At 55.8% G+C, this 25,879-nt stretch carries 19 protein-coding genes; 17 read left to right on the top strand and 2 right to left on the bottom strand.

Annotated features, from left to right (window positions below):
* Window positions 1-92 precede the first annotated feature (92 nt).
* The gene (locus HMPREF1207_RS11775) at window positions 93-4,343 is read left to right on the top strand and encodes an Ig-like domain-containing protein (RefSeq protein ID WP_009675856.1); all 4,251 of its coding nucleotides are present in this window, start codon (window positions 93-95) and stop codon (window positions 4,341-4,343) included.
* A gap of 65 nt (window positions 4,344-4,408) precedes the next feature.
* Here the strand turns inward: HMPREF1207_RS11775 and HMPREF1207_RS11770 are convergent, their stop codons facing one another.
* On the bottom strand, window positions 4,409-4,774 hold the full coding sequence (locus HMPREF1207_RS11770; RefSeq protein ID WP_009675824.1) for a LysM peptidoglycan-binding domain-containing protein: 366 nt from the start codon (window positions 4,772-4,774) through the stop codon (window positions 4,409-4,411).
* A 199-nt stretch (window positions 4,775-4,973) separates the two neighbouring features.
* Between HMPREF1207_RS11770 and HMPREF1207_RS11765 the strand changes: the two genes are divergently transcribed.
* The 15 genes from HMPREF1207_RS11765 to HMPREF1207_RS11695 all read left to right on the top strand — a co-directional run bounded on the left by HMPREF1207_RS11765 (window position 4,974) and on the right by HMPREF1207_RS11695 (window position 23,893).
* Complete coding sequence (locus tag HMPREF1207_RS11765; protein WP_009675838.1) at window positions 4,974-7,466, top strand: S1C family serine protease; 2,493 nt, start codon at window positions 4,974-4,976, stop codon at window positions 7,464-7,466.
* A 134-nt stretch (window positions 7,467-7,600) separates the two neighbouring features.
* On the top strand, window positions 7,601-8,488 hold the full coding sequence (locus tag HMPREF1207_RS11760) for an ROK family protein (RefSeq protein ID WP_009675905.1): 888 nt from the start codon (window positions 7,601-7,603) through the stop codon (window positions 8,486-8,488).
* 225 nt (window positions 8,489-8,713) lie between these two features.
* Complete coding sequence (locus tag HMPREF1207_RS11755; protein ID WP_009675950.1) at window positions 8,714-9,721, top strand: FecCD family ABC transporter permease; 1,008 nt, start codon at window positions 8,714-8,716, stop codon at window positions 9,719-9,721.
* Window positions 9,718-10,773 (top strand): FecCD family ABC transporter permease, encoded by a 1,056-nt coding sequence (locus tag HMPREF1207_RS11750; RefSeq protein WP_009675779.1) that lies wholly within the window; start codon window positions 9,718-9,720, stop codon window positions 10,771-10,773. The genes HMPREF1207_RS11755 and HMPREF1207_RS11750 overlap by 4 nt, the downstream gene beginning before the upstream one ends.
* A gap of 181 nt (window positions 10,774-10,954) precedes the next feature.
* On the top strand, window positions 10,955-11,836 hold the full coding sequence (locus HMPREF1207_RS11745; RefSeq protein WP_009675812.1) for an ABC transporter ATP-binding protein: 882 nt from the start codon (window positions 10,955-10,957) through the stop codon (window positions 11,834-11,836).
* A gap of 193 nt (window positions 11,837-12,029) precedes the next feature.
* On the top strand, window positions 12,030-13,397 hold the full coding sequence (locus tag HMPREF1207_RS11740; RefSeq protein ID WP_009675771.1) for a sodium-dependent transporter: 1,368 nt from the start codon (window positions 12,030-12,032) through the stop codon (window positions 13,395-13,397).
* A gap of 90 nt (window positions 13,398-13,487) precedes the next feature.
* On the top strand, window positions 13,488-13,748 hold the full coding sequence (locus HMPREF1207_RS11735) for a hypothetical protein (protein ID WP_009675961.1): 261 nt from the start codon (window positions 13,488-13,490) through the stop codon (window positions 13,746-13,748).
* A 261-nt stretch (window positions 13,749-14,009) separates the two neighbouring features.
* Window positions 14,010-14,987: an ABC transporter substrate-binding protein gene (locus HMPREF1207_RS11730; RefSeq protein WP_036739659.1), complete on the top strand. Its 978-nt coding sequence runs from the start codon at window positions 14,010-14,012 to the stop codon at window positions 14,985-14,987.
* Window positions 14,988-15,011: 24 nt separating this feature from the next.
* Window positions 15,012-15,515 carry a DUF7689 domain-containing protein gene (locus tag HMPREF1207_RS29240; RefSeq protein ID WP_442950133.1) on the top strand — a complete coding sequence of 168 codons (504 nt, stop codon included), beginning with the start codon at window positions 15,012-15,014 and terminating at the stop codon, window positions 15,513-15,515.
* Between the two features lie 11 nt (window positions 15,516-15,526).
* A complete protein-coding gene (locus HMPREF1207_RS11720) occupies window positions 15,527-16,252 on the top strand; it encodes a hypothetical protein (RefSeq protein ID WP_009675826.1) in 726 nt (241 codons plus the stop codon).
* Between the two features lie 198 nt (window positions 16,253-16,450).
* On the top strand, window positions 16,451-17,821 hold the full coding sequence (locus tag HMPREF1207_RS11715) for a cytochrome ubiquinol oxidase subunit I (RefSeq protein WP_009676018.1): 1,371 nt from the start codon (window positions 16,451-16,453) through the stop codon (window positions 17,819-17,821).
* On the top strand, window positions 17,818-18,843 hold the full coding sequence (locus tag HMPREF1207_RS11710) for a cytochrome d ubiquinol oxidase subunit II (protein ID WP_009675850.1): 1,026 nt from the start codon (window positions 17,818-17,820) through the stop codon (window positions 18,841-18,843). The genes HMPREF1207_RS11715 and HMPREF1207_RS11710 overlap by 4 nt, the downstream gene beginning before the upstream one ends.
* A gap of 478 nt (window positions 18,844-19,321) precedes the next feature.
* Window positions 19,322-21,073, top strand: a complete 1,752-nt coding sequence (locus HMPREF1207_RS11705) for an ABC transporter ATP-binding protein (RefSeq protein WP_009676000.1) — start codon at window positions 19,322-19,324, stop codon at window positions 21,071-21,073.
* 6 nt (window positions 21,074-21,079) lie between these two features.
* Window positions 21,080-23,167 carry an ABC transporter ATP-binding protein gene (locus tag HMPREF1207_RS11700; RefSeq protein WP_009675937.1) on the top strand — a complete coding sequence of 696 codons (2,088 nt, stop codon included), beginning with the start codon at window positions 21,080-21,082 and terminating at the stop codon, window positions 23,165-23,167.
* Between the two features lie 420 nt (window positions 23,168-23,587).
* Window positions 23,588-23,893 (top strand): hypothetical protein, encoded by a 306-nt coding sequence (locus HMPREF1207_RS11695; RefSeq protein WP_009675810.1) that lies wholly within the window; start codon window positions 23,588-23,590, stop codon window positions 23,891-23,893.
* Between the two features lie 134 nt (window positions 23,894-24,027).
* Here the strand turns inward: HMPREF1207_RS11695 and HMPREF1207_RS11690 are convergent, their stop codons facing one another.
* Entirely contained in the window at window positions 24,028-24,663 is a 636-nt protein-coding gene (locus tag HMPREF1207_RS11690; protein ID WP_009676001.1) for an FMN-dependent NADH-azoreductase, read from the bottom strand.
* A gap of 217 nt (window positions 24,664-24,880) precedes the next feature.
* On the opposite strand from HMPREF1207_RS11690, the gene uvsE reads away from it, so the two are divergent.
* The gene (gene uvsE, locus HMPREF1207_RS11685) at window positions 24,881-25,828 is read left to right on the top strand and encodes a UV DNA damage repair endonuclease UvsE (RefSeq protein ID WP_009675988.1); all 948 of its coding nucleotides are present in this window, start codon (window positions 24,881-24,883) and stop codon (window positions 25,826-25,828) included.
* Window positions 25,829-25,879 lie beyond the last annotated feature (51 nt).

Raw genomic sequence — 25,879 nt, 5'->3', positions numbered from 1 at the left:
TTATCGCTTTAATAGGCCAATAATTTTAAAGCGGTCTTTATCCGAACCGGAACGTTCAATAAGTAAAAATTCAACCAAAGCGGAGATGAAAGATGAGAAAGAAACGTAAGATTCCACAGGTTTTATCTGTTTTGATGGCAGGCGCTCTGGCAGCTTCCGCCGGAACGGCGGGAGGCTCGCCCGTAAGTGCCACCCCCGCAACCCAGAAAGCCGGCTTTGCCGATCTTTCGGGGATAACCGGAAATCCGCTGCAAAATATTCAACGGGCGGTCGAGTTGGGGCTTTTCGATGGTGCTGCGGAAGCTTTCCGGCCGAAAGATCCGTTGACCCGGGTGGAGATGGCGGTTCTCCTTACACATGCACTGGAGCTTCCGCTTGACGCATCGTCTTCGTCCTTTAAGGATGTTTCCGCAAGCAGCTGGGGAAGTCCGTATATTGAGGCGATCCGCAAGGCCGGTATTGTCCAAGGCGACGGAGAGGGGAACTACCGCCCTCAAGTTCCCGTAACCCGCCAGGAAATGGCGGCGATGCTGATGCGCGCAGCCGAGCTTTCTTCCGAAGGCGGCAGCGAGTCTGTTTTGCCCAGAGACTGGGATCGGACCGCTCCGTGGGCGAAATCTTACGTGCGGGCCAGTCTGGAACAAGGTTCCATGAAGCTTGCCGGAGGCTCATTTCTTCCGACAGGGTCCGTCTCCCGCGGCGAAGCGGCCGAAATGCTGCTGGCTACCTTTTTTTCCGTCGAACATGACATGATCCTCCAGGAAATCAGAGATTCCCGCCACATCAAACTGAACGGTGTCGTATATGAGTTGTCTGAAGAGACGGCGGCCCTTTTTACGGAGAAGAACAAGGCGGTTCTTGCTAAAGCCAAGCTGAAATTTCATGCGAACGGCCGAAAGATCGACGCGATTACGTCGCTTGAACTGCGCGCATCCGGAAGTCCGGCCGGGGACGGGGAAGAGGAATTTTCGCGCAACCTGGTACTGGAAGGGAACGGGGCCGTCCTGCCGGGGGATCTGATCGTATCCAATAATTATTTGTCCGTGACCGGCCTGCAAGTCAACGGCGATTTGACCGTTGCGAAGGGGCTGGAGAACGATTTTTACGCGAGCGGTATCAAAGTTAAAGGGCAGACGAGAGTAGCCGGAGGAGACGACAATACGGTCGTTTTCGAAAATTCCGAGCTGAACGGCCTGACTATTCTTAAAGAAAATGTGCGGATCGTGGCCTCGGGTAAAACCGTCGTCCAGCAGATGGACATCCGGTCTTCGGCCCAAGTGGAAGTCGGCGCGGAAGCCCGGGTACCGGATATTACCCTGTCCGACGGCTCCGCCAAAGTGGATCTGCAAGGATCGCTTCAGCAGGTTACCGTACAGAGCTCGCAGCCCGCGCAGATTACAGGAAGCGCTTCGATCCGGCAGCTGAACGTAACGGGTTCCGCTTCCGTAAGCATCGACGGCACGGGAACGATTGACCAGCTGCAGGTCACGAATGCGACTTCCCAGGTGGTTATCGGATCGTCGTCCCAGGTAGCGGCGGTTTCACTGGGGCAGGGTGTACCTGCCTCGGCGGTTACGAGAAGCTCGGCCCCTGCCGGCGGCACCGGGGGCTCCTCTTCCGGTCCATCCAACGGCGCACCGGTTCAGGTAACTCCTTTCCCTGAATATATTTTCATGGAGAGGGGCACGGGGGCCTCGATCGACCTATCGGCATTCTTTACAGATCCCGATGGAGACACGCTGAAAATTTCGGCCATCTCCAGCAGCAACAGGGTCGTGAGCGTATCCACGAGCGGGTACACGGCAACTTTGACGCCTGCGGCAAGCGGGACTGCAACGATTAAAGTATCCGTCGACGACCAGCACGGCAATAAAATCAGCGGTTCCGTCAAGGTCACCGTTTACGCGCTGCCGGTTGCCCAGCCTATTCCCGATCAGCTTGTCCAGTTGAACGGCGGGGCCGGCACGGTGCGGCTGAGCGATTATTTCAGCGACAAGGCGCTGCGGAATTTGACCTATTCCGCTTCCTCGGCAGACCCGGCAATCGCGGATGTGTCGGTAAACGGGGATGGGCTGAGTCTGACCCCTCTCCGCTCCGGGCACACGTCCGTAAAGGTGACGGCCCAGAACGATATCGTGGCGAATGACGGGTCTCGCGGTGAAACGTCGGTCACGTTCGAGCTCACGGTAAATACGGCTCCGGCGGCATCGCAAAATCCGGCTGACGTGTATCTGGCTCCGGGAGCCGCCGATTCGTCTCTCGATCTTTCGCAGCTGTTCACGGATGCGGATGGGGACGCGCTCACTTACGAAGCCGAGTCAGGCGACCCGTCGGTTGCGACCGCAAGCGTCCAGTCCGGCCTGTTGACCATCCAGGCTAACCAGCCTGGAACGGCCGTGATCAGACTGCGGGCAAAGGACGGAAAAGGCGGGGAAGGCACCGCGGATCTGACCGTTCACGTCAGCCCCTTCAACCAGTCTCCGGTTGTGAGCCGGCAGCCTGCGGACAGGCTGCTTGCCGTAGGCCAGACGGATACCGCTCTGGATCTGGCGCAAGTATTTACCGATCCGGACCAGGATGCGCTTGTTTACGAATATACCGTATCGGATCCTTCCGTCGTTGGGGCGGTCCGGCAGGGCAACTCCCTGCTGCTGACGGCGCTCCAAGGCGGACAGGCCGTGATTAAACTGACGGCCAAGGACGGCAAGGGCGGAGAGGTGAGCGCCTCTTTCACCGTGTCCGTTAACCGTGCGCCGGCGGCTGTCCGCAATCCGGACGATGTTTACCTCGTGGCGGGCAGAGCGGACGGCGAACTGGATCTTTCGCAGCTGTTTACGGATGCGGACCAGGACCCTCTGACCTATGAAGTTCTGTCATCGGTTCCGGGTACGGCGTCCTGGGAGGTAGCCGGGCAGAAGCTGAAGCTGCACGCCCTTCAGGTAGGCACTTCCGCTTTCCGGGTCACCGCCAAAGACGGACGGGGCGGCGAGGCCGCCGTGACCTTTACCGTCAACGTGCGTATGCCGAATATGCTGGGTACGATCCCGGATCAGACGGTGGAGCTCGGAACGCCTAAACTGCTGGATCTGACCGCCCTTCTGGCGGGCTTTGATGCCGCTGCTACGGTAACGGCCAATACGTACGACACTTCTATTGCGACGATTCTTTTGGCGGACAGAAAATTGACCATGACGCCGATAAGCGAAGGTACGGCTACGGTCACCCTAAGCGTGTACCACCCGGTCGAGGGCGATCAGAGTACACAATTCGCCATCCGTGTCGTCCAGCATCTGAACAGCGCGCCGACGGTGGTTAAAAACATCCCCGATCAGCTCCTTACACCGGGCGTTACGAATGTGCGGACGTTCGATCTCGCTTCGTACTTCGCGGATGCGGACGGAGATGCTCTGTCGTACACGGTGTCGGGTTTTTCTCCGGCCGTTGTTTCGGCTGCCGTGTCGGGCAATATCTTAACGCTGAACCCGGGCACGGGAAGCGCGGACGGACAGGTGACGGTTACGGCAGACGACGGTAAGGGCGGGACCGCCGAGTTCCGGATTAACGTGCGCACGGCTCAGCTCGTGAACAACGAGATCGTTACCGTACGGACCAAACAGGGCATAAAAGACCCGCTCACTTACGATTTGGCCGAGCTGTTTCCGGGTGAGACCTCGTTCCGCTTGTACAAAGGCACGGCGGATGCCATCATCAGCGGTCCTACCGTATTGAACGGAAAAACGCTTGCGCTGGCTAACGAAACGTCTTATTTGTGGGTAATCGGCGCTCAAGGCAAAGCGGCCGTATTCCAGGTCGTCACCGAAGCCCAGGGCGCTCCGCAAATTTTCTTCTCGGAATATTTGGACGGAGGGGACGGACGAATCGCGTTTGAGCTCTATTACAGCGGGGATATGGATCCGGGCAAGAAACCGACTGGCTATACCGTTGAGGCGCATCAATATATGAAAAAAACCGGGAAAATGAACGTGATCAGCAAGGCGCTTCTTGATCAGGGGCCCGGCAAACCTCTTATTGTTCCTTATATTTTCATCGACTCGATCTTTTACGATTTCTTTGATAAAACCACAGCCGTCTATTATAACGAGGACGGGATCAGGTTCTACAATCCGGCTGAATGGAACACGGTGGCCCTGGTGCTGAAAAAAGACGGCCAGGTCGTCGATGTGCTCGGAGATCCTTCTTCGACGGCGCAGTTCCTGCCTAACGGCGGAACGCTGATTAGAAAGTCCGGCGTTTCTACCGGATCGAAGCAGTTCTCCATATACGGAGAATGGAATGTGCACCCCAAAGGAAGTTATCAATTTATGGGCAGTCACACGCCGTAAGAACGAAAAGGACTTTGGAGACGAATGGGCTCCAAAGTCCTTTTGCCGCTGCGGGGATACCGCGATTACCGTTCGAGCCTCGTAACCCGCTGTTCCAGACGGTCGAGCCGCTGATCGAGCCGGTTGACTTCCCGGGTGAGTCTGCCCACTTCCCGGTTCAGCTGGTTGAATTCGCGCTCCAGCCGGTTTACGCGCTGCTCCAGGTTCCCGAAGCCAGGGCCGGGTCCCGGTCCTGGTGCAGGTCCGGGACCTGGTCCCGGCCACGGACCCGGACCCGGCCCCGGTCCAGGGGCGGGAATATACAGCGTCTGTCCCACATAGACATAAGGGGTGGACAAGTTGTTGGCGCGGAGCAGAGCTTCCACCGTTGTGTTGTAGCGGTTTGCGATCAGATACAGCGTGTCGCCGGGCTGCACGACATAAGTATTCATAAAGGTTCCTCCCATGAACGGAGTTAGGATAGTAGCTGCCGTATTGTATGTGCCGGCTGGGCATTTGGTGCCCGGCAAACGCCCGGGCGCGAGATGCTTTGACATGAAAAAATTCCATTGCCGACCTTGGGAGGAATGTGCTAGATTTGAAGCGGAATATATAGATTACCAAAATTTTCATGGGGAATGGGGTCTACCAATGCTAAACCGCAATACCTTCCGGCTGTGCGGAATTGTGCTGGCAATCATGCTGGCAGCCGCTTCCGGCTTCGGGTTCGGCACGCCTGTGCGGGCCGCGGTCGACTCGGACGAGCTGCCGCAGATTATCGCGCGCACATCGCCGTCCGTAGTCGCCATCATCGGCAAGCCTACCGGCGGTAAAACCGATAAAGGCACAGATAAAGACCGCTACGATCTGGCGCACGGCACGGGAGTGATCATTAAATCGAACGGGGTCATCGTGACCAATGCGCATGTGGTGAAAAGCATGAGCAACCTGGTCATCGTGACATCGGACGGAAAGTCTCATACCGGCAAGGTGACCAATCTGGACGAACAGAGCGACTTGGCTCTGGTCAAAATTGAAGCGACCGGCCTTCAGACGGCATCGTTCGCCGATCCGAAGAGCCTCCGCGTGGGTGAAACCGTCGTCGCCATCGGTACGCCGGTTTCCTTCGCGCTGCGGAACTCCGTCACCGTAGGGATCGTGAGCGGCATTGACCGCTCGGTGAACGATCAATACCGACTCATCCAGACGGATGCCGCCATCAACCCGGGCAACAGCGGGGGCGCCCTCGTGAACATGAAGGGCGAAGTCGTCGGCATCAATACGCTCAAATACTCGGAATACGGAGTCGACAATCTCGGATTTGCCATTCCCGTAGATACCGTGGACTACGTGCTTAAGCATTTCGAAGCTTACGGCAAAGTGAAACGCCCGTTTCTGGGGCTGAAACTGGAAGAAAGCTGGGAAGCTGCCGTCGGCCTTCCTTCCGATGACGGCTTGACGGTTTCACACGTGGAACCGGGATCGCCGGCCGAGAAGGCGGGCATCGCAGAGGGAGACACCCTGGTGTCTATCGGTGACAAGGCGGTGGACACGACCGTCCAGTACAACGAAGTATTAAAGCAGTATTTGCCCGGACAGAGCGTAAAGCTGACCGTGCAGGCGGGAGGGAAAACGGTAACCCGCGAGGTCGCGCTGGGAGAAGAGAAGTCCGAGGATGCCCGTCAGACAGACAATACCGACAATACGGGACTGAATACGGACCGGGGCAAGACGAAAATCGGAGACAGCAACCAGAATTGGTCGATGAAATATCCGAGCGGGCTGATCAAGCAGTTCCAGAGCGCGGACGGCACGATGGTGCGGTTTGCCGACGCCAAAGGCGATTTTACGTTGTCCGTCTCCGTCGAAGATCAGGGCGACGAGCTTTCTCCGGCCATGCTGCTCAAGACGGCTGCGGAGCTGAAAATGGGCACCATTCTGGAAAAGCAGTACGTAAAGAATGGCGCGCAGCCGTACGCCAAAGTAACCGGTAAGCTGGGAGGCATGGTCTACCAGATCCGGCTTTATCAGGACCATGACAAGCTGTACTCGCTGGCTTTGACCTACAGCCAGAGCAAAGAGAACGGCACGAAAGCGGGGCCGAACAGCTACGCCGATCTGCTGGACAGCTTCCGGACCGTTTTCGACCGGCAGGATGCCAAGCTCAAGGACATTGCCAAGACGAAAAGTGGCAGCGGGGACGAGGTATCGAACGAATACGGGCTTACCTTTGCCCTGCCCGATAAGTGGAACGAGTCGCCTTACCGGACCGATGTCCAATATTCGAACGATACCATGAGCCAGGGAATCTCCATCGAAGTGACTTCCCAAACAACAGGGGATACGCTCGATGCCTGGGTGAAACGGGACAAAACGGATTTCGAAGAAACCTTCGCCGCGTCCTACAGAGAGACTTCGGAAGTCAAAAAGGGAACGCTGGACGGTACGGAGTCCCGGGAGGTTACGTTCTCCGCGACGATGGGCGACAAATGGGACAGCATCCACCAGGTTTATCTGGTGAAAGAAGGGTATAAATACAAGTTTTCGATCCATTATCCGAAAGACCTGAAAGCCGACGAGACCGACAAGCTGCTCGGAACCGTTATTTCCTCCATCCGGTTGGATGTGAAAAAAATGGACGCCGGCGTAGGCTTCATTCAGGACGAACAGGAAATTTTGGACAAAAACCGGACGATCCGGTATGCCGATGAGGACTACGGGTATACGGTGAAAATACCGGAAACGTGGACCCGCGAATACGCGGAAGATTACGATGATCCGGATTTCGAAAAAGGCGGCGCTTCCTTCTATACCTTCACCGGCGGATACTTTGCCGTAGACGCGGAGGAGGGAACCGACTGGCAAGAGAAAGCCGCTGAAATCAACGCCGGCCACGAGAAAAGCGCCGAGGCCGATGCGGACTACAAGGTCAAAGCGGAGGACGTCAGCCTGCTGGGTACGACAGTCCGTAAATTTACCGTTCATTACTCGGTAAAAAAAGTCGGCTACGAAGAAACCGAGTATGTGCTTTCCAGAAACGGGAAAGTCTACGTGATTACGACAAGATTGAACGACGCGGTGCATACCGAAGCGAATGCCGAGCGGCTGAACAAGGCCGTCCGGTCGATGGTTTTCGGAAAATAGTCGGATTTGTGTGACTGGAATGATTGCATGTCCATCCGGCATCTCTTACAATGGGCATAACAGGAACAGACGGCCGGGAGACGCGTTCTCCTGCCCGTCTGTTTTCGTAACCGGAAGAGGAGAGGACACAGCAGATGCGTACATTAGGAGCAATTGAAGCAGGCGGAACCAAGTTTGTCTGTGCGATAGGCAGCGAGGACGGAACGGTACTGGAAAGGGTAAGTTTCCCGACGACCACTCCGGAAGAAACGATGGGCAGCGTCCTTTCATTCTTTGAGGGCAAAGGGATCGAAGCGCTTGGCGTAGGCTCGTTCGGGCCGGTAGATCCCAATAAGAAGAGCCCGACTTACGGGTATATTACAACGACCCCCAAGCCGCATTGGGGCAACTATAATATTTTGGGTGAACTGAAAAAGCATTTCAACGTACCGATGGAGTTCGACACGGACGTGAACGGGGCGGCGCTAGGGGAAGCGACCTGGGGCGCGGCCAAAGGGCTGGAGAGCTGCCTTTATATTACGGTGGGAACCGGCATCGGAGCCGGAGCCGTTGTGGGCGGCAAACTCGTGCACGGGCTCACGCATCCGGAGATGGGCCACATCTTCGTACGCCGCAATGCGGAAGACACTTATGAAGGAAAATGTCCTTACCATAAAGACTGCCTGGAAGGACTGGCGGCAGGTCCGGCTATCGAGGCGCGCTGGGGAGTGAAGGGAACCGAGTTGGGCACGGCTCACAAAGCCTGGGAACTCGAAGCCGATTACCTGGCCCAGGCGCTGATGAGCTACATTCTGATCCTGTCGCCGGAGAAGATCATCATGGGCGGGGGCGTGATGAAACAGCAGCAGCTGTTTCCGCTGATCCACGCCCGCCTGCAGGAACTTCTGAACGGCTACGTTCAGAAAGAGGAAGTTGCGGCGGGGATCGCCGACTACGTCGTATACCCGCAGCTCGGCGACAACGCCGGAATCTGCGGCGCTCTGGCGCTGGCCGCTCGCGCGCTCGGATCGGAAATCCGATAGCGGGTCCGCAAAGCCGTACCCATTCTCCCGAACCCGGGGCGGATGGGTATTTTTTCTTAGATAAGAATAAGTATAAACGTCCCGGATTTTGTCACGGTTACCTGTGATAATGATTATCAACTTCATTGACATTGGGCGGGGTGTATTTTACACTAAGGGAAGAATAGGGAGAGGGCGTATAGGGTTTGTCCGGTATGCCCGCTACTCGCAAAGGGGTTTGCCGATTTGCCTCTAAGATCAAACACTTTCAAAACCATAGGACTTCTGACCGGTGTCGCCCTTCTTATACTTGCTATGGGATGCAGCATCGTTTACGGATATACGGGCACCAACTGGCATACCGCCTGGGATGCCTACCGTGCTTTTAACGGCTCCAACGAGCATCTGATCATCCGCGAAGCGCGGATGCCCAGAGCGCTGATCGCGGCCGCCGTCGGTTCGAGCCTCGCCATTGCGGGCGTGCTCATGCAGGCGCTTACGAAGAATCCGCTCGCTTCGCCGGGGCTTCTCGGCATTAATGCGGGAGCGGGCCTGCTCATCGTGATCGCGATGTCCCTGCTGTCGGTCAGCTCGCTGTCCACGCTGGCGTGGATCGCCTTTCTGGGCGCGGCCATCGCTTCGGCGGTCGTGTACATGCTCGGCTCCGTCGGCCGGGGAGGGCTCACGCCCATGAAGCTGACGCTCGCCGGCGCAGCGGTCGCGGCCTTGGCCAACTCGCTCACGCAGGGCGTGCTGCTCTCCAACGAGACGCGCATCCAGGACGTCCTGTACTGGCTGGCCGGATCGGTAGAGGGACGCAAGCTGGACATTCTGCTCCCGGTGCTGCCTTATCTGGGCGCAGCCTGGCTCGTCGCCCTGCTGCTGTCCAGCCAGATCAACGTCCTGATGATGGGTGAGGACGTGGCCGTCGGGCTGGGACAGCGCACGGTCTACATCAAGCTGATCGCGGCCGTCGTCGTGGTCTTCCTGGCCGGAGGCTCCGTCGCCGTGGCGGGCCCGATCGGATTCGTCGGCATTATCGTGCCGCACCTTGTCCGGTCGCTCGTCGGCTTCGATCACCGCTGGGTCATCCCGTACGCGGGAATCTGCGGCGCGCTGCTGCTGGTGGCGGCCGACACGCTTTCGCGTTTCATCATCATGCCGCAGGAAGTTCCCGTCGGTGTGATGACGGCCTTTATCGGAACGCCGTTTTTCGTCTATATCGCGCGGAGGGGGTTTAAGACTTCCTCATGAGCCGCTACAAACATATTCGTCTAAAATGGCCGTCCATTTCATTTGTACTGGATAAACGGGCCCTGCTCGTCACCGCGGTTCTCGCGGTGCTGCTCTTCCTCCTCATGCTCGTCTCGACGGGCACGGGTGAGATCAAAATCAGCCCGCTGCAAGTGCTCCGCACGCTGCTGGGGATGGGCACGCCGCAGGATGCGCTCGTCATTCACACGTTCCGGCTGCCGCGGGTTCTCGTGGCGGTCATGGTAGGGGCGGCGCTGGCTATGGCCGGAGCGATCCTGCAGGGCGTCAGCCGCAATCCGCTGGCGTCTCCGGATATCATCGGCATCACCGACGGCGCCGGCGTGTTCGTCGTCGCCTTCATCGTGATAACGACCGGCACGAGCAGCACGTTCCTTTCCCAGGCCCAGTGGCTGCCGCTTGCGGCCTTCGTCGGCGCTTCATTGACGGCGCTGGTCATCATGGCCCTGGCCTGGAAGAACGGGCTGCCGCCGGTAAGGCTCGTGCTGATCGGCATCGGAATCGCGGCTTCTTTGTCCGCGGTGAACACGATGCTGATCCTGCTCGCCCCGCCGGTACTGACTACCCAGGCCGTTACCTGGAAGGTGGGGAGCGTCTACGGCTCGAATTGGAGCCATGTCGGAGCGCTGGCCTTATGGCTGGCGGTGCTGATTCCGATTCTCGCGTACATGGCTCGCAGCCTTAACGTCCAGGCGCTGGGCGATTCGGTCGCCACTAGCGTGGGCAGCCGGGTGAACCGCCAGCGCGTCGTGCTGATTCTGCTCAGCACCGCTCTTGCCGGTTCGGCCGTAGCCTTCGGCGGAGGCATCACCTTCGTCGGGCTGATCGCGCCGCATATGGCGCGGCGGCTTGTCGGAAGCGCGTACGGCGCTTTGCTGCCGGCGTCGGGGCTGTTCGGCGCCCTGGTCGTGCTGGTGTCCGATTATATCGGCCGCACGGCGTTTCCGCCGCACGATTATCCGGCCGGGATTTTTACGGCCTGCGTCGGGGCCCCGTATTTTATTTATCTGCTGTACAAATCCCGGAACACATAAATGAGCGATCCGGTATATAGATAGGAAGGCGCTGCGCCCAGATACGGCTACTGTCATCCGCATTTGCGGCGGACAGTTCTATCACACGGGAGGTACGCAGCGCGGACTGCCGCCCGGAACGATTAGCCGCCTCTCGTCATCTGGATGAACACCACTTTTCTTGGCAAAGGAGATTGAGCGTATGTATGGGATCGAAACCAAGTCGCTGACGCTTTCTTACAATCAAACGGATATTATCGAGGATCTCGATCTGGAGATTCCGAAAGGTCAGATTACCGTGTTGATCGGCTGCAACGGCTGCGGTAAATCGACGCTGCTGCGCTCCATGGCCCGGCTGATGAAGCCCAAGAACGGCGCCGTGCTGCTGAACGGCCAGGAAATCGCGAAGCAGTCCACCAAGGAAGTGGCCCGTCAGATGGCGATTCTGCCGCAGGGTCCTACCGCTCCGGAAGGGATGACCGTCTTTGAACTCGTGAAGCAGGGGCGCTATCCGCACCAGAACTGGCTGAAGCAGTGGACCCGGGAAGACGAGGCGGCGGTAACCAAGGCGCTGGAAGCGACGGGGATGGCTCCGCTGGCCGAGCGTCAAGTGGATTCGCTGTCGGGCGGACAGAGACAGCGGGCCTGGATCGCCATGACTCTCGCGCAGGGGACCAACACGATCCTGCTCGACGAGCCGACGACCTATCTCGACATGACGCATCAGATCGAAATTCTCGATCTCCTGTGGGAGCTCAACGAGAAGGAGAACACGACGATCGTCATGGTTCTCCACGACCTCAATCTGGCCTGCCGTTATGCGCACCATATCGTCGCTATTTGCGACAAGAAGGTCTACGCCGCGGGCAAGCCCGAGGAAATCGTAACGGAGGAACTGGTCCGCCACGTGTTCGGCCTGAACTGCCGCCTCGTCCGCGATCCTATTTTCGGAACGCCTACGTGCGTGCCTTTCGGTAAAGGACGGAGACTTCCGGGCTGCGAGGAGATGGTGAACTTCGTAAACGCCAAATCGGTCTCGTCTCCGGATTCTCCTTTGTCCGAACCGGCGCCTTTGCCGGTTTAATCGAATAGATTGTAACGCGGCGGCCCCTTCGGGCGGCCGTTTTTTATTTGGCCGCTATAGTCCTCAAGAACTTATAGTGATTTATTGAACATAGGTCAATAATAACTGGACACTCTCTCGCCTTTCCGATAGAATAAACCTCTGTTTATATACAGACCGTTAAAATCCTAGACCAATACAAGCAGGTGACAGCATGAGCAAACAAGATTTAAACGGGGGAACTTCAGGCCCGGCAGCCGGTGAAAAGGGCGGGGAACGCTTCTCTTCCCTCGGTTTCATTATGTCGGCGATCGGGAGTGCGATCGGTCTCGGCAACCTTTGGAAATTTCCTTATATAACGGGGATATACGGCGGAGCGGCTTTTGTGCTGCTGTTCATTATCTGTCTCGTCATCGTCGGCATGCCGGTCTTGCTGGCCGAAATGGCCATAGGACGCGCGGGACGCGGGAACGCCTCCACCTCTTTTCTTAATTTGTCGGGTTCCAAACGCTGGAGCTTCTTCGGTTTTCTCGGGGTGTTCGGTTCCTTTATGATCACGTCTTTTTATTCCGTCATCGCGGGCTGGACGCTGCATTATGCGCTTAGCTCCTTTACGGGGGCTTTGTACAAAGGAACGGATTACGCCGTTCAGTTTCAAACCTTTACCTCCGGGTACAGCCCGATAGCCTGGCAGTTCCTCATTCTGGCACTATCCGGCTGGGTAATTGCGAGAGGAGTATCCGGGGGTATTGAAAAATTCAACAAGGTGCTTATTCCCGCGCTTGCGGTCGTGCTGCTCATTCTGATGGCGCGTGCCTTGACGCTTCCGGGAGCCGGAGCGGGCATCGAATTTTTCCTGAAGCCGGATTTCAGCAAGCTGACGGGCGAGTCTGCGCTCGTTGCCCTGGGACAAGCTTTCTTCTCGATGTCGGTCGGAATGGGCGTCATGATCACGTACGGCTCCTACGTGCAGAAAGAGCAGTCTCTGGGAAAAGCGACCGTTGCGGTTACGGGCGGCAATCTGCTGTACGCCCTTATCGCGGGCCTCATCGTGTTCCCGACTACGTTCTCGTTCGGCCTGGAGCCGGCTCAAGGGCCCGGACTTGTCTTCGTCGTGCTGCCTGCGGCGTTCTCTTCGATGCCTTTGGGCGCGGCCTTCGGCGGCCTGTTCTTCATCCTGCTGGCCATCGCCGCTTTCACGTCGATCCTGTCGCTGCTGGAAGTGCCGGTGGCTTTTGCGATGGATCGCTGGAAATGGACACGGCTTAAGGCGACGTCCTGGACGACCGCGGTTTGTTTTATCGTTGGGGTGCCTTCGGCCTTGTCGGTCGGCGGTGTTCTGAGCGATTTCAAAATCGGCGGCAAGACGGTGTTCGATTCCTTGGATTTCGTCACCTCCAACATTCTGCTTCCTATCGGCGGCCTGGTCGTTACGCTCTTTATCGCGTACGCCTCGAAACGCGCCATGGAAGAAGCCGGGCTCAAAGGTACACTGCTGCGGGTATGGGTATTCCTGCTCCGCATCGTGATTCCGCCGCTGATCGTTCTTATTTTCCTGTACTCGGTCGGAATCATTTCTTAGTCCGTAAAAAGCCCGTTAGCATAAACACCGCAGGGTTGCCTCATCCTATAGGAGTCTGAAATTCCTATCGAGATGAAGGAGGCTTCAATCATGACCGAACGCGATTCCAGTCTGCAGTCGCAAAACCCGATTTCTCAAGCGCAAAATTCGCTGGAAAAGGTCCACAACGCCGTCTCCCAAGCGCTGTCCCACCCGACAGCCAAGCTTGAAGAGCAGGCGAATCAGGCTATCCGGCATGCCGAACGCGCCGTGGAGGACGCTTCGCTGAGCTTTAACCAGCCCGCATTCGAGGAAGTCGAAAACGGCCTGCGGCAGGAGATCGAAGACCTGCACAACGGCACGCGTTCCTGAGGCTTTCCTGCCCCGGCAGGATCAGAAGGCGCTCCTTTCCCTTCAGTCCAGACTGAGGGGAAAGGGGCTTTTTTTGATGTAAACAAAATTGTTGAGATGGAGCCTCATCCAACCAACATAATTTTATGCATTCTTTATACTTTTCGACTTACAAATATGTAAAAAAATAGTACTGTTATATGGGGAATAATTAGGGAGGGGGCCGCGCCTATTCAAATTAAAAATAAACGTGTCGGACAGTGCCGGTGTTTCCTGGTCAAGTTGGTTGCGCTGTCAAGTATAGTGGCCGCTTCCGGCTGTTCTCACGAGCAGTCCCTGAATCCGCAACTTGCTACCACTCCAGATTCTCTAATCTCAAAACATAAAGCTAAACAAACGGTCTATCCTCTGGTCTTGAAGGATGCTTGCGGGGCAGAGGTCACCATCCCGAGTGAACCACAACGGGTTGCCGTAGACAATGCTGAACTTAACGACTTTATGAAAGTCATTGGGGCAAGCGATAAAATCGTCGAAGTAACGGAAGATTCGGCAAGCAGTTTGTGGGGAGCAAGGGAACGGATTATCGCAAAATCGAAACCGGATTTTTTCCTCTATCCAGCCCCTTCCGTTCTGGTTTATCCAGGTTCGGAGATGTGCATGAATATACAAAGCTTTCGGACGTTGGGATTTCCTATCTGGGTAACAGGGCATTCCGAGATCGACCAGATTGCTTCGGATATGCTCACAGTGGGGATCATTTTAAACAGGCGAGAGCCTGCGGAGCAAGCATCGGACAAGCTTGGGAAGACTATTGTGCAAGTGAAGGAAGCCCGGAAGGGAATGCCGGTGAAAAAAATTTACTGGGAGCGCGGCTACAATCGTTCTTATTCCAAGAATGATCAAGTGACCAGTGTAGGCGTAGGAAAAAATACGTTGGAAGATGATTTGCTTTCCACGGCCGGAGGAGAGAATATTCTACCGTGGGTAGACAACCAAAGCCCGGATAGCATCCCCATTACACTGGAACAACTGCGCAAGGCTGATCCGGATTTGATTCTATACCAAAATTACTTTCGGTCACCTGAATATGTTCCTCTTAAGGAACGTGAGGAGTGGCAAAGCCTGCGCGCCATACGGACTTCGCAGCTGTATGCTTATCCTTTTGATGAAATGCGCTACAGTGAGCTGTCAGAAAATTTGATGACCCTTCTTAAGGCGATTCATCCAGAAGCAATAAGCCGAATTACTGAAAATAAATGAGATGAGGGAGGGATTAATTTGATAGTGAAAAAGGTTAAACTGGCCATCGTCTTTTTTACTGTAATGATAGTTGCTTTTGGAAGCACTGTTTTTGCAGTGACGAACCATTCAGATGCCTGGTTTAGAGAACATCTTAGAAGTGGGGTTTCATACTCAGCAGATTTTAACTCAGGGACGGATGGTAATCATCTGTTTCCTTATAATTGTCTTGCGTATGCAATTGATGAAACAACCAAGTGGGTTTGGCCTTGGAAGAGTTCGGGATATGACCGTGATGCTACGGCAGCTGAAATGACATCCTTCTTAAGAAGTTATGGATACTCTGATCGGAATACTGGAAATCCCAACAATCCCCCTAAGCTTATTGCTTATGGCAAATCGCTTTCATCGGTGGGTCACATTGCGAGAGTTCTTGATTCTAGTACGACTAAATCAAAATGGGGAATTGCTGAGTTAGTCACCACTTATTCACTAAGTCCCTATAATAGTTCGGCCGGATATGGTCCCGCAGTCCAATATTACTATTAGGAGGCACATGTGTGAAAAAAACAATAATGGTCAGTGCACTCACGGGACTACTCTTAGGCTTGGGTTATATCCATCTATTCAGTCCTCCTACCTCAGCATCATTGCCGACTAAAACCTATATAAATTTATCCGATATGCGGAAAGAAATCGACCGATTAACAAAAGAAGACCCTACGTTAGGTCTTAGTTCGAACCCTTATGTATTTATCAAAAACAATAAAGAATATGAGAGAATCGTTAAAATGGGGTACCCGGCATTGCCTGTTATTGAAGAGCGGATTATGGAAGGAAACAGTTTTGGACTGGACAAATATATTTTGGCGGCAGCAGCCGAAGAAATTGCCAGAGTTGACTTGAAGAAAAGTGAATTTAAATGGTCGGATCCCGAAGAGTTTACACGATCCTGGCAACTTCACTTAAAAGCTGTTCCCGGTAAGGTAGAGAAAATCGTGAATTCTAAAGAGTCTGCGGAATGGAAAAATGAAAAATTGACGGAACTCGGTGCTCCTGCAATACCTTTTATTCTGGAGAAAGTGGAAAAGGGAGCAAAAGAACTGGAGACATCGCTGCAAAAAATAGTCAACTCAAGCGATCTTCCATCTATCTCACCTTCAGATTTTAATGCTCAACAATGGAAAACCGACCATAAAGAAGATGCCAGACTTTTAAAAACAATGGTTGATAAAGCGGCGGAGCAAGATGTTTCCACACAATTTCGAATGAACCCAAATAAATAGTGTCCCTATTAAAGGAGCTGTCTAAAGGAAGATTTCATCACCTTTCGGACAGTTCTATTTCGTTATATCGGCTCCAACCAAAAGGCTAAGTCAGGAACTGTTGTACTCCGAGTTGTCCCCCAACGCATACTTTCTTCCTTTTTGACCCATATTACAGGAAGCAATTGGGCCGGGTGGCTACAAAAGGAGTGTGGATCTATGGATACCGTCGTGATGGCGCGGGCCTTGTTCGGCACGTCAATGGCGTTTCATATCATTTTTGCGACGCTCGGGGTCGGGCTTCCGATGATGATCGTGTTTGCGGAAATTATGTATCATGTCAAAAAAGACCGCGACTACGTGGTGCTCGCCAGAAGGTGGACGAAAGCTTCGGGTATTCTGCTCGGCGTAGCCATCCCGTCGGGAACGATCGTCGGCGTGATGCTCTCTCTGCTCTGGCCGGGCTTCATGCGGATCGTCGGACAGGTGATCGCCCTGCCGTTTCAGATCGAAATGTGGGCCTTTTTCTTCGAGGCCCTCTTTATGTCGATCTACTTGTACGCGGCCGACCGGCTGCCTCCGATCGCCAGGATCATCAGCGTCATCTTCGTCGCGATCGGGGCGAGCGCCTCGGCGGTGATGATCACGGACGCACACGCGTTTATGAACACGCCGCGGGGATTCTCCATCAACGCGAACGGAGACTTCGTCGACATCCGCCCGTGGGAGGCCGTGTTCAACCCGAGCCTCTGGTCGACGGCGCTGCACGTCCTGTCCACCGCCTATATGACAGGCGCTTTCGCCGTCGCGTCCGTGGCGGCTTACAAGCTGCTGAAGGCGCGCAAAGCCCCGCGCGAAGCGGATTACCACCGCAAGGGCCTGTTCCTCGCGCTCATCTTCGGGGGCATCATGACCGCCTTCACGGCCGTCAACGGACATGCGACGGCCCAGATGCTGCATCATCACATTCCCGAAAAGCTCGCCGCCGCCGAAGGGCTGTTCGAGACGCAGTCTCACGCCCCGCTTGCCATTTTCGGCAAAGTCGATGAAGCGACGCAGTCCATCAAGGGAGCGATCGAGCTGCCGGGCTTCCTCAGCTTGCTGGCAGGCAACCGTTTCGACACCGTGGTCCGGGGCCTGAACGAGTTCCCGCGGGAGAACTGGCCGCCGCTTTACATTCACACCCTCTTTAACCTGATGGTGTTCATCGGCATGTTCCTGCTCGCCTTGGCCTTTCTGGGCCTGCTCATCCGCATTTGGTTCAAAAAGCCTTACCCGCGCTGGCTGCTGACCGTCCTTGTCGCTTCGGGGCCTCTCTCCATGCTGGGGATCGAGATCGGCTGGATCTTCAGCTGCACGGGCCGGCAGCCCTGGACGGTTTACCACGTGCAGCGGACCAGCGAAGCCGCTCTGCAATCCCAGGGCATCGGGACCCTGTTCGTCATGTTCGTGTCCGTCTACGTGTTTCTGCTTGTCGTGACGTCGATTGTCATGCACGTCTACTTCAAGCGGCATCCCGTCTCGGAAGCGCTTGGACTTGCAGCCGCTAACGGAGACCAGACCCGTGCTGCCGAGGGGGCGAGTACATGAGCGACGTAACCTTGGCGGTCAGCGTACTTTGGGTATTCCTGTTCACGTACTCGATTCTCGGCTCCATCGACTTCGGCGCCGGTTTCTGGTCGATGTACTTTAGCGGGCAGCATCATACGAAGGCGGGGGCTCTCGCGAACCGGTATTTGTCGCCGACCTGGGAAGTGACGAACGTGTTTCTCGTCCTGTTCGTCGTGGCTCTTGCGGGTTTCTTCCCGAAGGCGACTCATATGCTCGGCGCGGCCCTGCTCGTGCCGGTCTCGCTCGTTCTCCTGCTGCTGCTCGTCCGCAGCACGTTTATGGTCTACGCATACTCCGTGGCGAAGCACGGCCGCCTGCTGCGGGTCGTTTCCGGGATTACGGGTCTCCTTATCCCGGGTCTTCTGGTCAGCGTGCTGCCGATCACGCTGGGGGGCTTCGTCACCGTTGAAGACGGAGTGCCGGTCCTTCACCTCGGTGAACTGTTCACCAGTTTGACGGAGTACGCGCATCTCGGCTTCGGGCTGTCGACCGAGCTGTTCATGTCCGCGCTCTTCCTGGCGGACTACTCCCGCGAAGCGGGGGACGAGGAGACGTACCGCGATTACCGCAGGCTCGCGATTATCTGGGGGCCCATCAACCTGTTGATGGCCCTGCTCACCGTCAGCACCTTTTCCGAGCATGCGCCGTGGATGGTGGAGGGTTTCAAGCGGTACGCCTTCTGGTTCGGTCTTTCCGTAGCGGCCTTCATCGCCGCCTATATTTTGCTGCTAAAAGGAAGACCGGACGGCCGCAGCGGCTACCCGCGGGCTTCGATTATTACGGTCATCATCCAGTATGGATTGGCGAGCTATGCGTATTTTTCCGCTCACATGCCTTACATGGTTTATCCTCACTTGACGTTCGACGAAGGGATTACGAACCCGACGATGTTCCGTTCGCTTTTCATCGGGTATATCGTGAGTTCGGCGATTCTGGTTCCCGTGTTTTATTTGTTTTGGAGGCTGTTTCTCAAAGATAAGCGCTATGTGCAAAAGGAATAAGCGGAGCAAAAAGGGCCGTTCGGGCGGCACTGCTCCATTTTGGTTATAACTATTTTCTCCGGCTTGTTCGGGTTGACATTCCTTTCCAACGGGTGATACAATCACACCAAGTTGACGCGAAAGCGCAGAAAAATGACCGGAGAAGAAAGGGTGGTATCGATGTTTAGAATGTTGCCTGTCCATGGACTACGTCCGTATGCAGTGAACAAGGGAACAGCTGAATATTCGGTACCCCCGTTAAACCGCACATCGGGATAGCGGCGTCCAGACGCCCGCATTTCCGTAATCATGGCTGCCCGCAGCCGGTTTAATGGGCGCAGGCTTTGCCGCGCTTTTGAGGACGTACCGTTTGTTAGTTGAACGGTGCGTCCTTTTTTCATGGTCCCGCAAGGAGACCGCCCTCATTTTTCTACAGAGACACGATTACGGAAACATAGGAAAAGAAGCTTTTCGTGGACAAAGAAAGAAGGTGACCTGTTTGTTCAGTATTTTACAGAAACTCGGCTGGTTTTTTAAAAAGCACTGGATCCGCTACACGGTAGCGATTACGCTGTTGATCGTCGCCGGTATCGCGGAAATTATTCCGCCGAAGATTCTCGGTTACGCGGTCGACGAGATCCATATGGGCTCGATTACGGCGGATCGGCTAATCGCCATGATTTCGTGGACGCTAGGAATTACGGTCCTTATTTATTTGATGACCTATGTTTGGATGTACCAGCTGTTCGGAGGCGCTTTTCTGGTGGAACGCGTGCTGCGTTCCAGATTTATGCGGCATCTGTTGAAGATGACTCCGACTTTTTTCGAAAAGTACCGGACGGGCGATCTGATGGCCCGCGCCACCAATGATTTGCGGTCCGTTTCCGCTACGGCGGGCTTCGGTATTTTGACGCTGGTGGACTCCAGCGCGTTTATGCTCGTGATCCTTTTTACGATGGGCATCACGATCTCCTGGAAGCTTACGTTTGCGGCCCTGCTGCCGCTTCCGTTCATCGCGCTGGCCATGAAGTTTTACGGCAAAACGATTCATGAGCGGTACACGACCGCCCAGGATGCGTTCGGCCAGATGAACGATCAGGTGCTGGAAGCGACGGCGGGCGTCCGGGTTCTGCGGGCGTATGTTCAGGAAGCCAACGAACAGGAGCGCTTCCGCGAGCTGACGGAGGATGTGTACGACAAGAACATTGCGGTTGCGAAAATCGACGCCCTGTTCGATCCGACGATCAAGCTGCTTGTCGGGGCGAGTTACCTGATCGGTCTGGGCTACGGCGCGTATCTCGTGTTTCAGACCGAGCTTACGCTGGGACAGCTCCTGTCCTTCAACATCTATCTCGGGATGCTGATCTGGCCGATGTTCGCGATCGGCGAGCTGATCAACATCATGCAGCGGGGCAACGCTTCTCTGGACCGGGTCAACGAAACACTGGGGTACCGGCCCGATGTGCAGGACGTCCCGCAGCCGGCGGCGGATGCGAAGCCGGGTACCATCGGCTTCCGGGAAGCCGCGTTCAAATATCCCTCCTCGGGTACTCCCAATCTGGAGGACATCGGCTTCACGCTGCGTCAGGGGGAGACCCTCGGCGTGGTCGGCCGGACCGGCAGCGGAAAATCCACGCTACTGAAGCAGCTGCTGCGGCAGTATCCGGCCGGCAGCGGCTCGATCACCATCGGCGGCGTGCCTATCCAGCAGATTCCGCTGGAGCAGCTGCAGTCGTGGATCGGCTATGTGCCGCAGGAGCAGATTCTGTTCTCCAAGACCGTAAGGGAGAACATCAAGTTCGGCAAGTCCGACGCAAGCGAGGACGATGTGCTGCAGGCGATCGAACGGGCCGCCTTCACGCAGGACATCGATACGCTGGCGAACGGGCTCGACACCCTTGTCGGCGAGAAGGGCGTAGCCTTGTCCGGGGGACAGAAGCAGCGTGTCTCGCTGGCGAGGGCCTTGATCGCCGATCCGGAAATTCTGCTGCTCGATGATGCGATGTCGGCCGTGGATGCGCGGACCGAAGCGAGAATCATCGAGAACATCCGGCGGGAGCGTGCCGGCAAAACGACGCTCATCTCCACGCATCGGCTGTCCGCCATCGAGCACGCGGACCGGATTCTCGTCCTCGACGAGGGCCGGATTGTCGAAGCGGGAACCCATGAAGAGCTGCTGGCGCTGGGCGGCTGGTACAAAGAACAGTACGAGCGCCAGCAGGTCGAATCCAATTTGACGGAAGCGGGGTGATCGGCCTTGCACACAGGCAAACGTTTGGTGCAGTACGCACTTCATCATAAAAAATTGTTTATTCTTGCACTTCTTATGCTTACGGTCGCGGTAGCGGCAGAGCTGTCGGGTCCTTTTATCGCCAAGCGGATGATCGATACGCATATCATCGGGATTGAGCAGCCCTGGTACAAAGTTCCGCGGGAATCCGGCAACGCCGGGAATACCGTGGAAAACGGGGACACGGTGTCCTACGCGGGCGACGTCTACAAACGCGGGGACCGTTTCGCGGAAGGCGAAGCGCGCGGGGACGAGGCCAGGCTGCTTCAGGTCGGCACGCGGTTCGTCTTCGTTAGCGGACCGATCGCCTTTGACGGCCAGCGGTCCTGGCAGGACGGCAAGCTGACGGTTGCGAGAGGCGGAGAGAGCGCCGAATACGAAGCGAAGTCGCTGACCAAAGGCGAGCTCTATGTGTTCTATCGGCCGGAGTTGGCCCAATTAATCCGGCTCGCCCTGCTTTATCTCGGGCTGCTGGCCGTAGCGGCTGTCTTCACTTTCGGAGAGCGGTATATGCTACAGGTTTCCGCAAACCGTGTTATTCAGAAGCTGCGGCTGGATGTGTACAGGCAGATTCAGCGGCTGCCCATCCATTATTTCGATAATCTTCCGGCCGGAAAGGTCGTATCTAGGGTGACCAATGACACCGAGGCCGTCCGCGACTTGTTCGTGACGGTTCTGGCGAACTTTTTCACCGGCTTCGTGTATATCACGGGGATCTTTATCGCCCTCTTCCTTCTGGACCCGAAGCTGGGCGCGATCTGCCTTCTGATCGTTCCGCTGCTGGTCGTCTGGGTCATCGTTTACCGCAAGTACGCTTCGCGGTACAACAAAATTATCCGTTCGCGCTTAAGCGACATCAACGGGATGATCAATGAAGCCATCCAGGGGATGACCATCATCCGTGCGTTTCGCCGTCAGAAAGAAACGATGGAGGAGTTCGAAACGCTCAACGAGGATTACCTCAAGCACCAGCAGAAGCTGCAAAGCTTGAACGCCCTCACCTCCCATAACCTGGTCGGAGTGCTGCGGAACATATCTTTCGCGTTGCTGCTCTGGCATTTCGGAGGCGCCGCAATGGGAACGGGAGCCGAATCGGTGATCTCCTTCGGGGTGCTGTACGCCTTCATCGACTACTTGAACCGGCTCTTCCAGCCGATCACCGGGATGGTGAATCAGCTTGCGACGCTCGATCAATCCATCATTTCGGCGGGACGCGTGTTCGAGCTGATGGATGAACCGGGCGAAGACGTGACCGAAGGCCGTCTGCCCCGCTACAAAGGCGATGTCAGCTTCGAGCAGGTGTCCTTCGCTTACAAGGAAGATTACGTGCTCAAGAACATCTCCTTCGAGGCGAAGCAGGGGCAGACCGTGGCGCTCGTGGGCCATACCGGTTCAGGCAAAAGCTCCATTATGAACTTATTGTTCCGGTTCTATGATCCGCAGAAAGGAACGATTCGGGTGGACGGCCAGGATATCACGGCCATGCCCAAGCAGCTTCTGCGTCAGCATATGGGCATCGTGCTGCAGGACCCGTTCCTTTTCACGGGCACGATTGCCAGTAACGTCAGCCTCGGGGACGGCACGATTTCCCGGGAGAAGGTGGATGCGGCGCTGCGAGATGTCGGCGGCGAGCGCATATTCGCCAACCTGCCGGGAGGCTTCGACGAGCCCGTGCTCGAAAAAGGAAGCACGCTCTCCGCGGGCCAGCGGCAGCTGATCTCTTTTGCGCGTGCGCTTGCTTTCGATCCGGCGATTCTGATCCTGGACGAAGCGACCGCGAACATCGATACGGAGACGGAGGCCGTGATTCAGGCCGCGCTCGATGTCGTCAAGAAAGGCCGGACCACTTTCATCATCGCGCACCGGCTGTCTACGATCCGCAGCGCGGATCTGATTCTGGTCCTGCATCGCGGCGAGATTGTGGAGCGGGGGAATCACGAGGAGCTGCTGGAGCTGGGCGGCCGGTACTCCCAGATGTATCGTCTGCAGCAGGGAGGCTCCGCTGCGGGCGCTGCGCCGGGCGGCGTCACAACCGGTATCGCGGCTTCTACGTAAAAGCCGCTAAGCTTCGGAGGGGACCCGGGCTGCTATTGCTGCCCGCCCTGGTTCACGAGGATGAACGTGCCGCGGCACGTTCGAGACTCCGCGGGGCTTACCATGGACCTTTGGGAGACGGTTTCCCTTCGTCTTTTTCTATTTTCTATCGAGCCCGGAGAAGTCCGGGTCTTTTTTTATAAAATTTTTAAGGTATAATTAGGAAGAAAGAAGGCGGACGCATGAAACGCGAAGACGCCTCGGTACGTAAAATAAGCTTAAGGGCATAAAAATCCGGTGAAACGATCTGCATGATTCGCGGACTGCTCCCGCGCCTAATAAGATTGTCCGGATCGAGAGTTACACCCTGCTATGTGTAAAATTATATAGGACGGGGCGTTTTCACCACACGCCGCCGCCTTGCGAAAAGAGGGATTTATCGTGAGTTCGGAAACGAAACGCGTTTTGAATGTGATTCAGCTTATTGTGGAAATTGGAATTATCATCGGCTACGTAGTCGGCCTTATCCCGTTCGGATTTCTATGGTCCGGCGGCTGGGTAGTGCCTCTCGTATTCGTGAGTGCCGTCATCGGCCTGATCAACAGCAACCGGACGCTGCTTCCGGCTGTCGTCAACATCGTGCTGGCCTTCCTCAGCTACATTCCGCTCGTCGGCTATGTCACGAGAATCGTCGGTCTGCTGGTGTCCGCGTACAACATTTCCCTGATCAGACGCGACCAGTACTAAGCCCAGCTCCCTGTCGGGACGCTGAAGCGCTTATGCACGAAAGGAAACCCGTAAATCTTAGGATTTACGGGTTTTTCTCTGTCCGGGGACAAGGGAGGGGCTTCATCCCTGCTATTTTTTCAAGTCGTTTCGGACTAAAACGTCCGCGCTTTTTCCTGTGCGTTTTTAATGGCGTCTTGCTTAATCTGCTCGGCGCGTTCGGGGAACTGGGCCATTCCTTCCACATAAAGCGTTTCAAAAGACGGTATTCCGAAGAAGGACATGATCGTTTTCAGATACGGACTTCCGAAGTCCGACCCGGCTGCAGGGCCTTCCGAATAAATACCGCCGCATGCGTAGACGTGCAGCGCTTTTTTGCCGGTAAGCAGGCCGACCGGGCCGTTTTCCGTGTACTTGAACGTTTTACCCGCCGTGCAGATCGTATCGATATAGGCTTTCATAACGGGAGGGAAGGAGAAGTTCCACATCGGAGTGACGAAAACATATTTGTCGCCCGCCACAAACTGATCCGTCAGTTCGCCGAAACGGGTCACTTTTTTCTTTTCTTCTTCCGAGAGCTGATCAAATGAACTGCCGGAACGCAGCTTGCCCCAGCCGCTAAAGACGTCCGTGTCGATGTGCGGAATGTACGCTTTGTACAGGTCCAGTGTCACGATAGGGTCTCCGGGGTGATTTTCGCGGTAAGCATCGAGAAACGCTTTGCCGACGGCCATGCTGTAAGAAGCCCGGTCGTCATGCGGATGTGCCGTAATATAGAGAAGCGTAGACATGAAGGAACCCTCCTGAGAATGTGCGGTCAGATTTGTGGTTTATTGAGGCGTCCGGTTCCGGAAGGTTCCGGCTGACAACCATACGGGGATAATATCTGCCGCCATCGGAAGGGGTATGCCTGCCAAATTCGCACAACCTCTTTATTCAGAGATACAACCGGGAAGCACCGGGGTAAAAAAAATTTGGCACGGGAAACCTGTAGAAGAGGTGAAAAGCTTGGAAGTTCGCATCGGCTATGTAGCGCAGGCGTTGGCTATTTATCACAACACACCGAGCTCCACGTTTACGTATAAACGGTTCAAAGAAGGGCCTTATGAAGCATCGCTGGCAAAGGCGATCGAGGTGGGCCGCCGCAATCTGGAAGCTACGCGCAGAATCCTTTATTATAATGCGGCGCACGGGATCCGTCTGTACCGGCTCAGTTCTTCGCTGATCCCGCTCGCCACCCATCCCGATGTCCATATCGGGGTCAAAGAGGTGTATAGGGAGGAGCTTGCCGAGCTGGGCGCTTTTGCCCGTCGCCACGATATCCGGCTGTCGATGCATCCCAACCAATTTACGCTGCTCAACGGTTCGGATGCGGTGGTGGATGCCGCGATACGCGACCTGGACTATCATGCGGACATTCTCGACGGCATGGGGATGGGCAGCGATTGCATCATTAACATCCATGTGGGCGGAGCCTATGGGGACAAGCGTGCTTCGGCCGAACGCCTTGTCTCGAACCTGCCGCGGGTTCCGGGGCGCATTATGAAGAGGCTGACTTTGGAAAATGACGATAAAACCTACACGGCCGAAGAAACGCTGTCCGTGTGTAAACGAAGCGGGGTCCCGATGATGTTCGATCTTCATCACGACTGGTGCAACCCCTCTTCTCACCCGGGTATCGAGTTGCTCCCGCAAATAGCGGAGACATGGAAGGACCGCCCGATGAAAATTCATGTTTCCACGCCGAAGAACGCCAAAGAGTTTCGTTCCCATGCCGATTATGTGGATGCGGGGCCGCTGCTGATTTTTCTGAAAGCATGTAAGGAGGAAGGACTGGACCGGCTGGATGTAATGGTAGAGGCCAAGCGGAAAGATCACGCATGCCTGAAGCTCGCCGAGGATCTTTCTTCCGTAAGGGGAATCAGGCGCTTGGACGGCGGCGTTCTATCGATGTGACAAGGGAGGAAAAAGGCCCTTAAACCTCAGAGAAATGACAAAAAAGTAACA

Source organism: Paenibacillus sp. HGH0039 (assembly GCF_000411255.1).
GTDB lineage: Bacteria > Bacillota > Bacilli > Paenibacillales > NBRC-103111 > Paenibacillus_F.
Note: the sequence above shows the minus strand (reverse complement) of the source record. Positions and strands in the feature narration are given on the sequence as shown.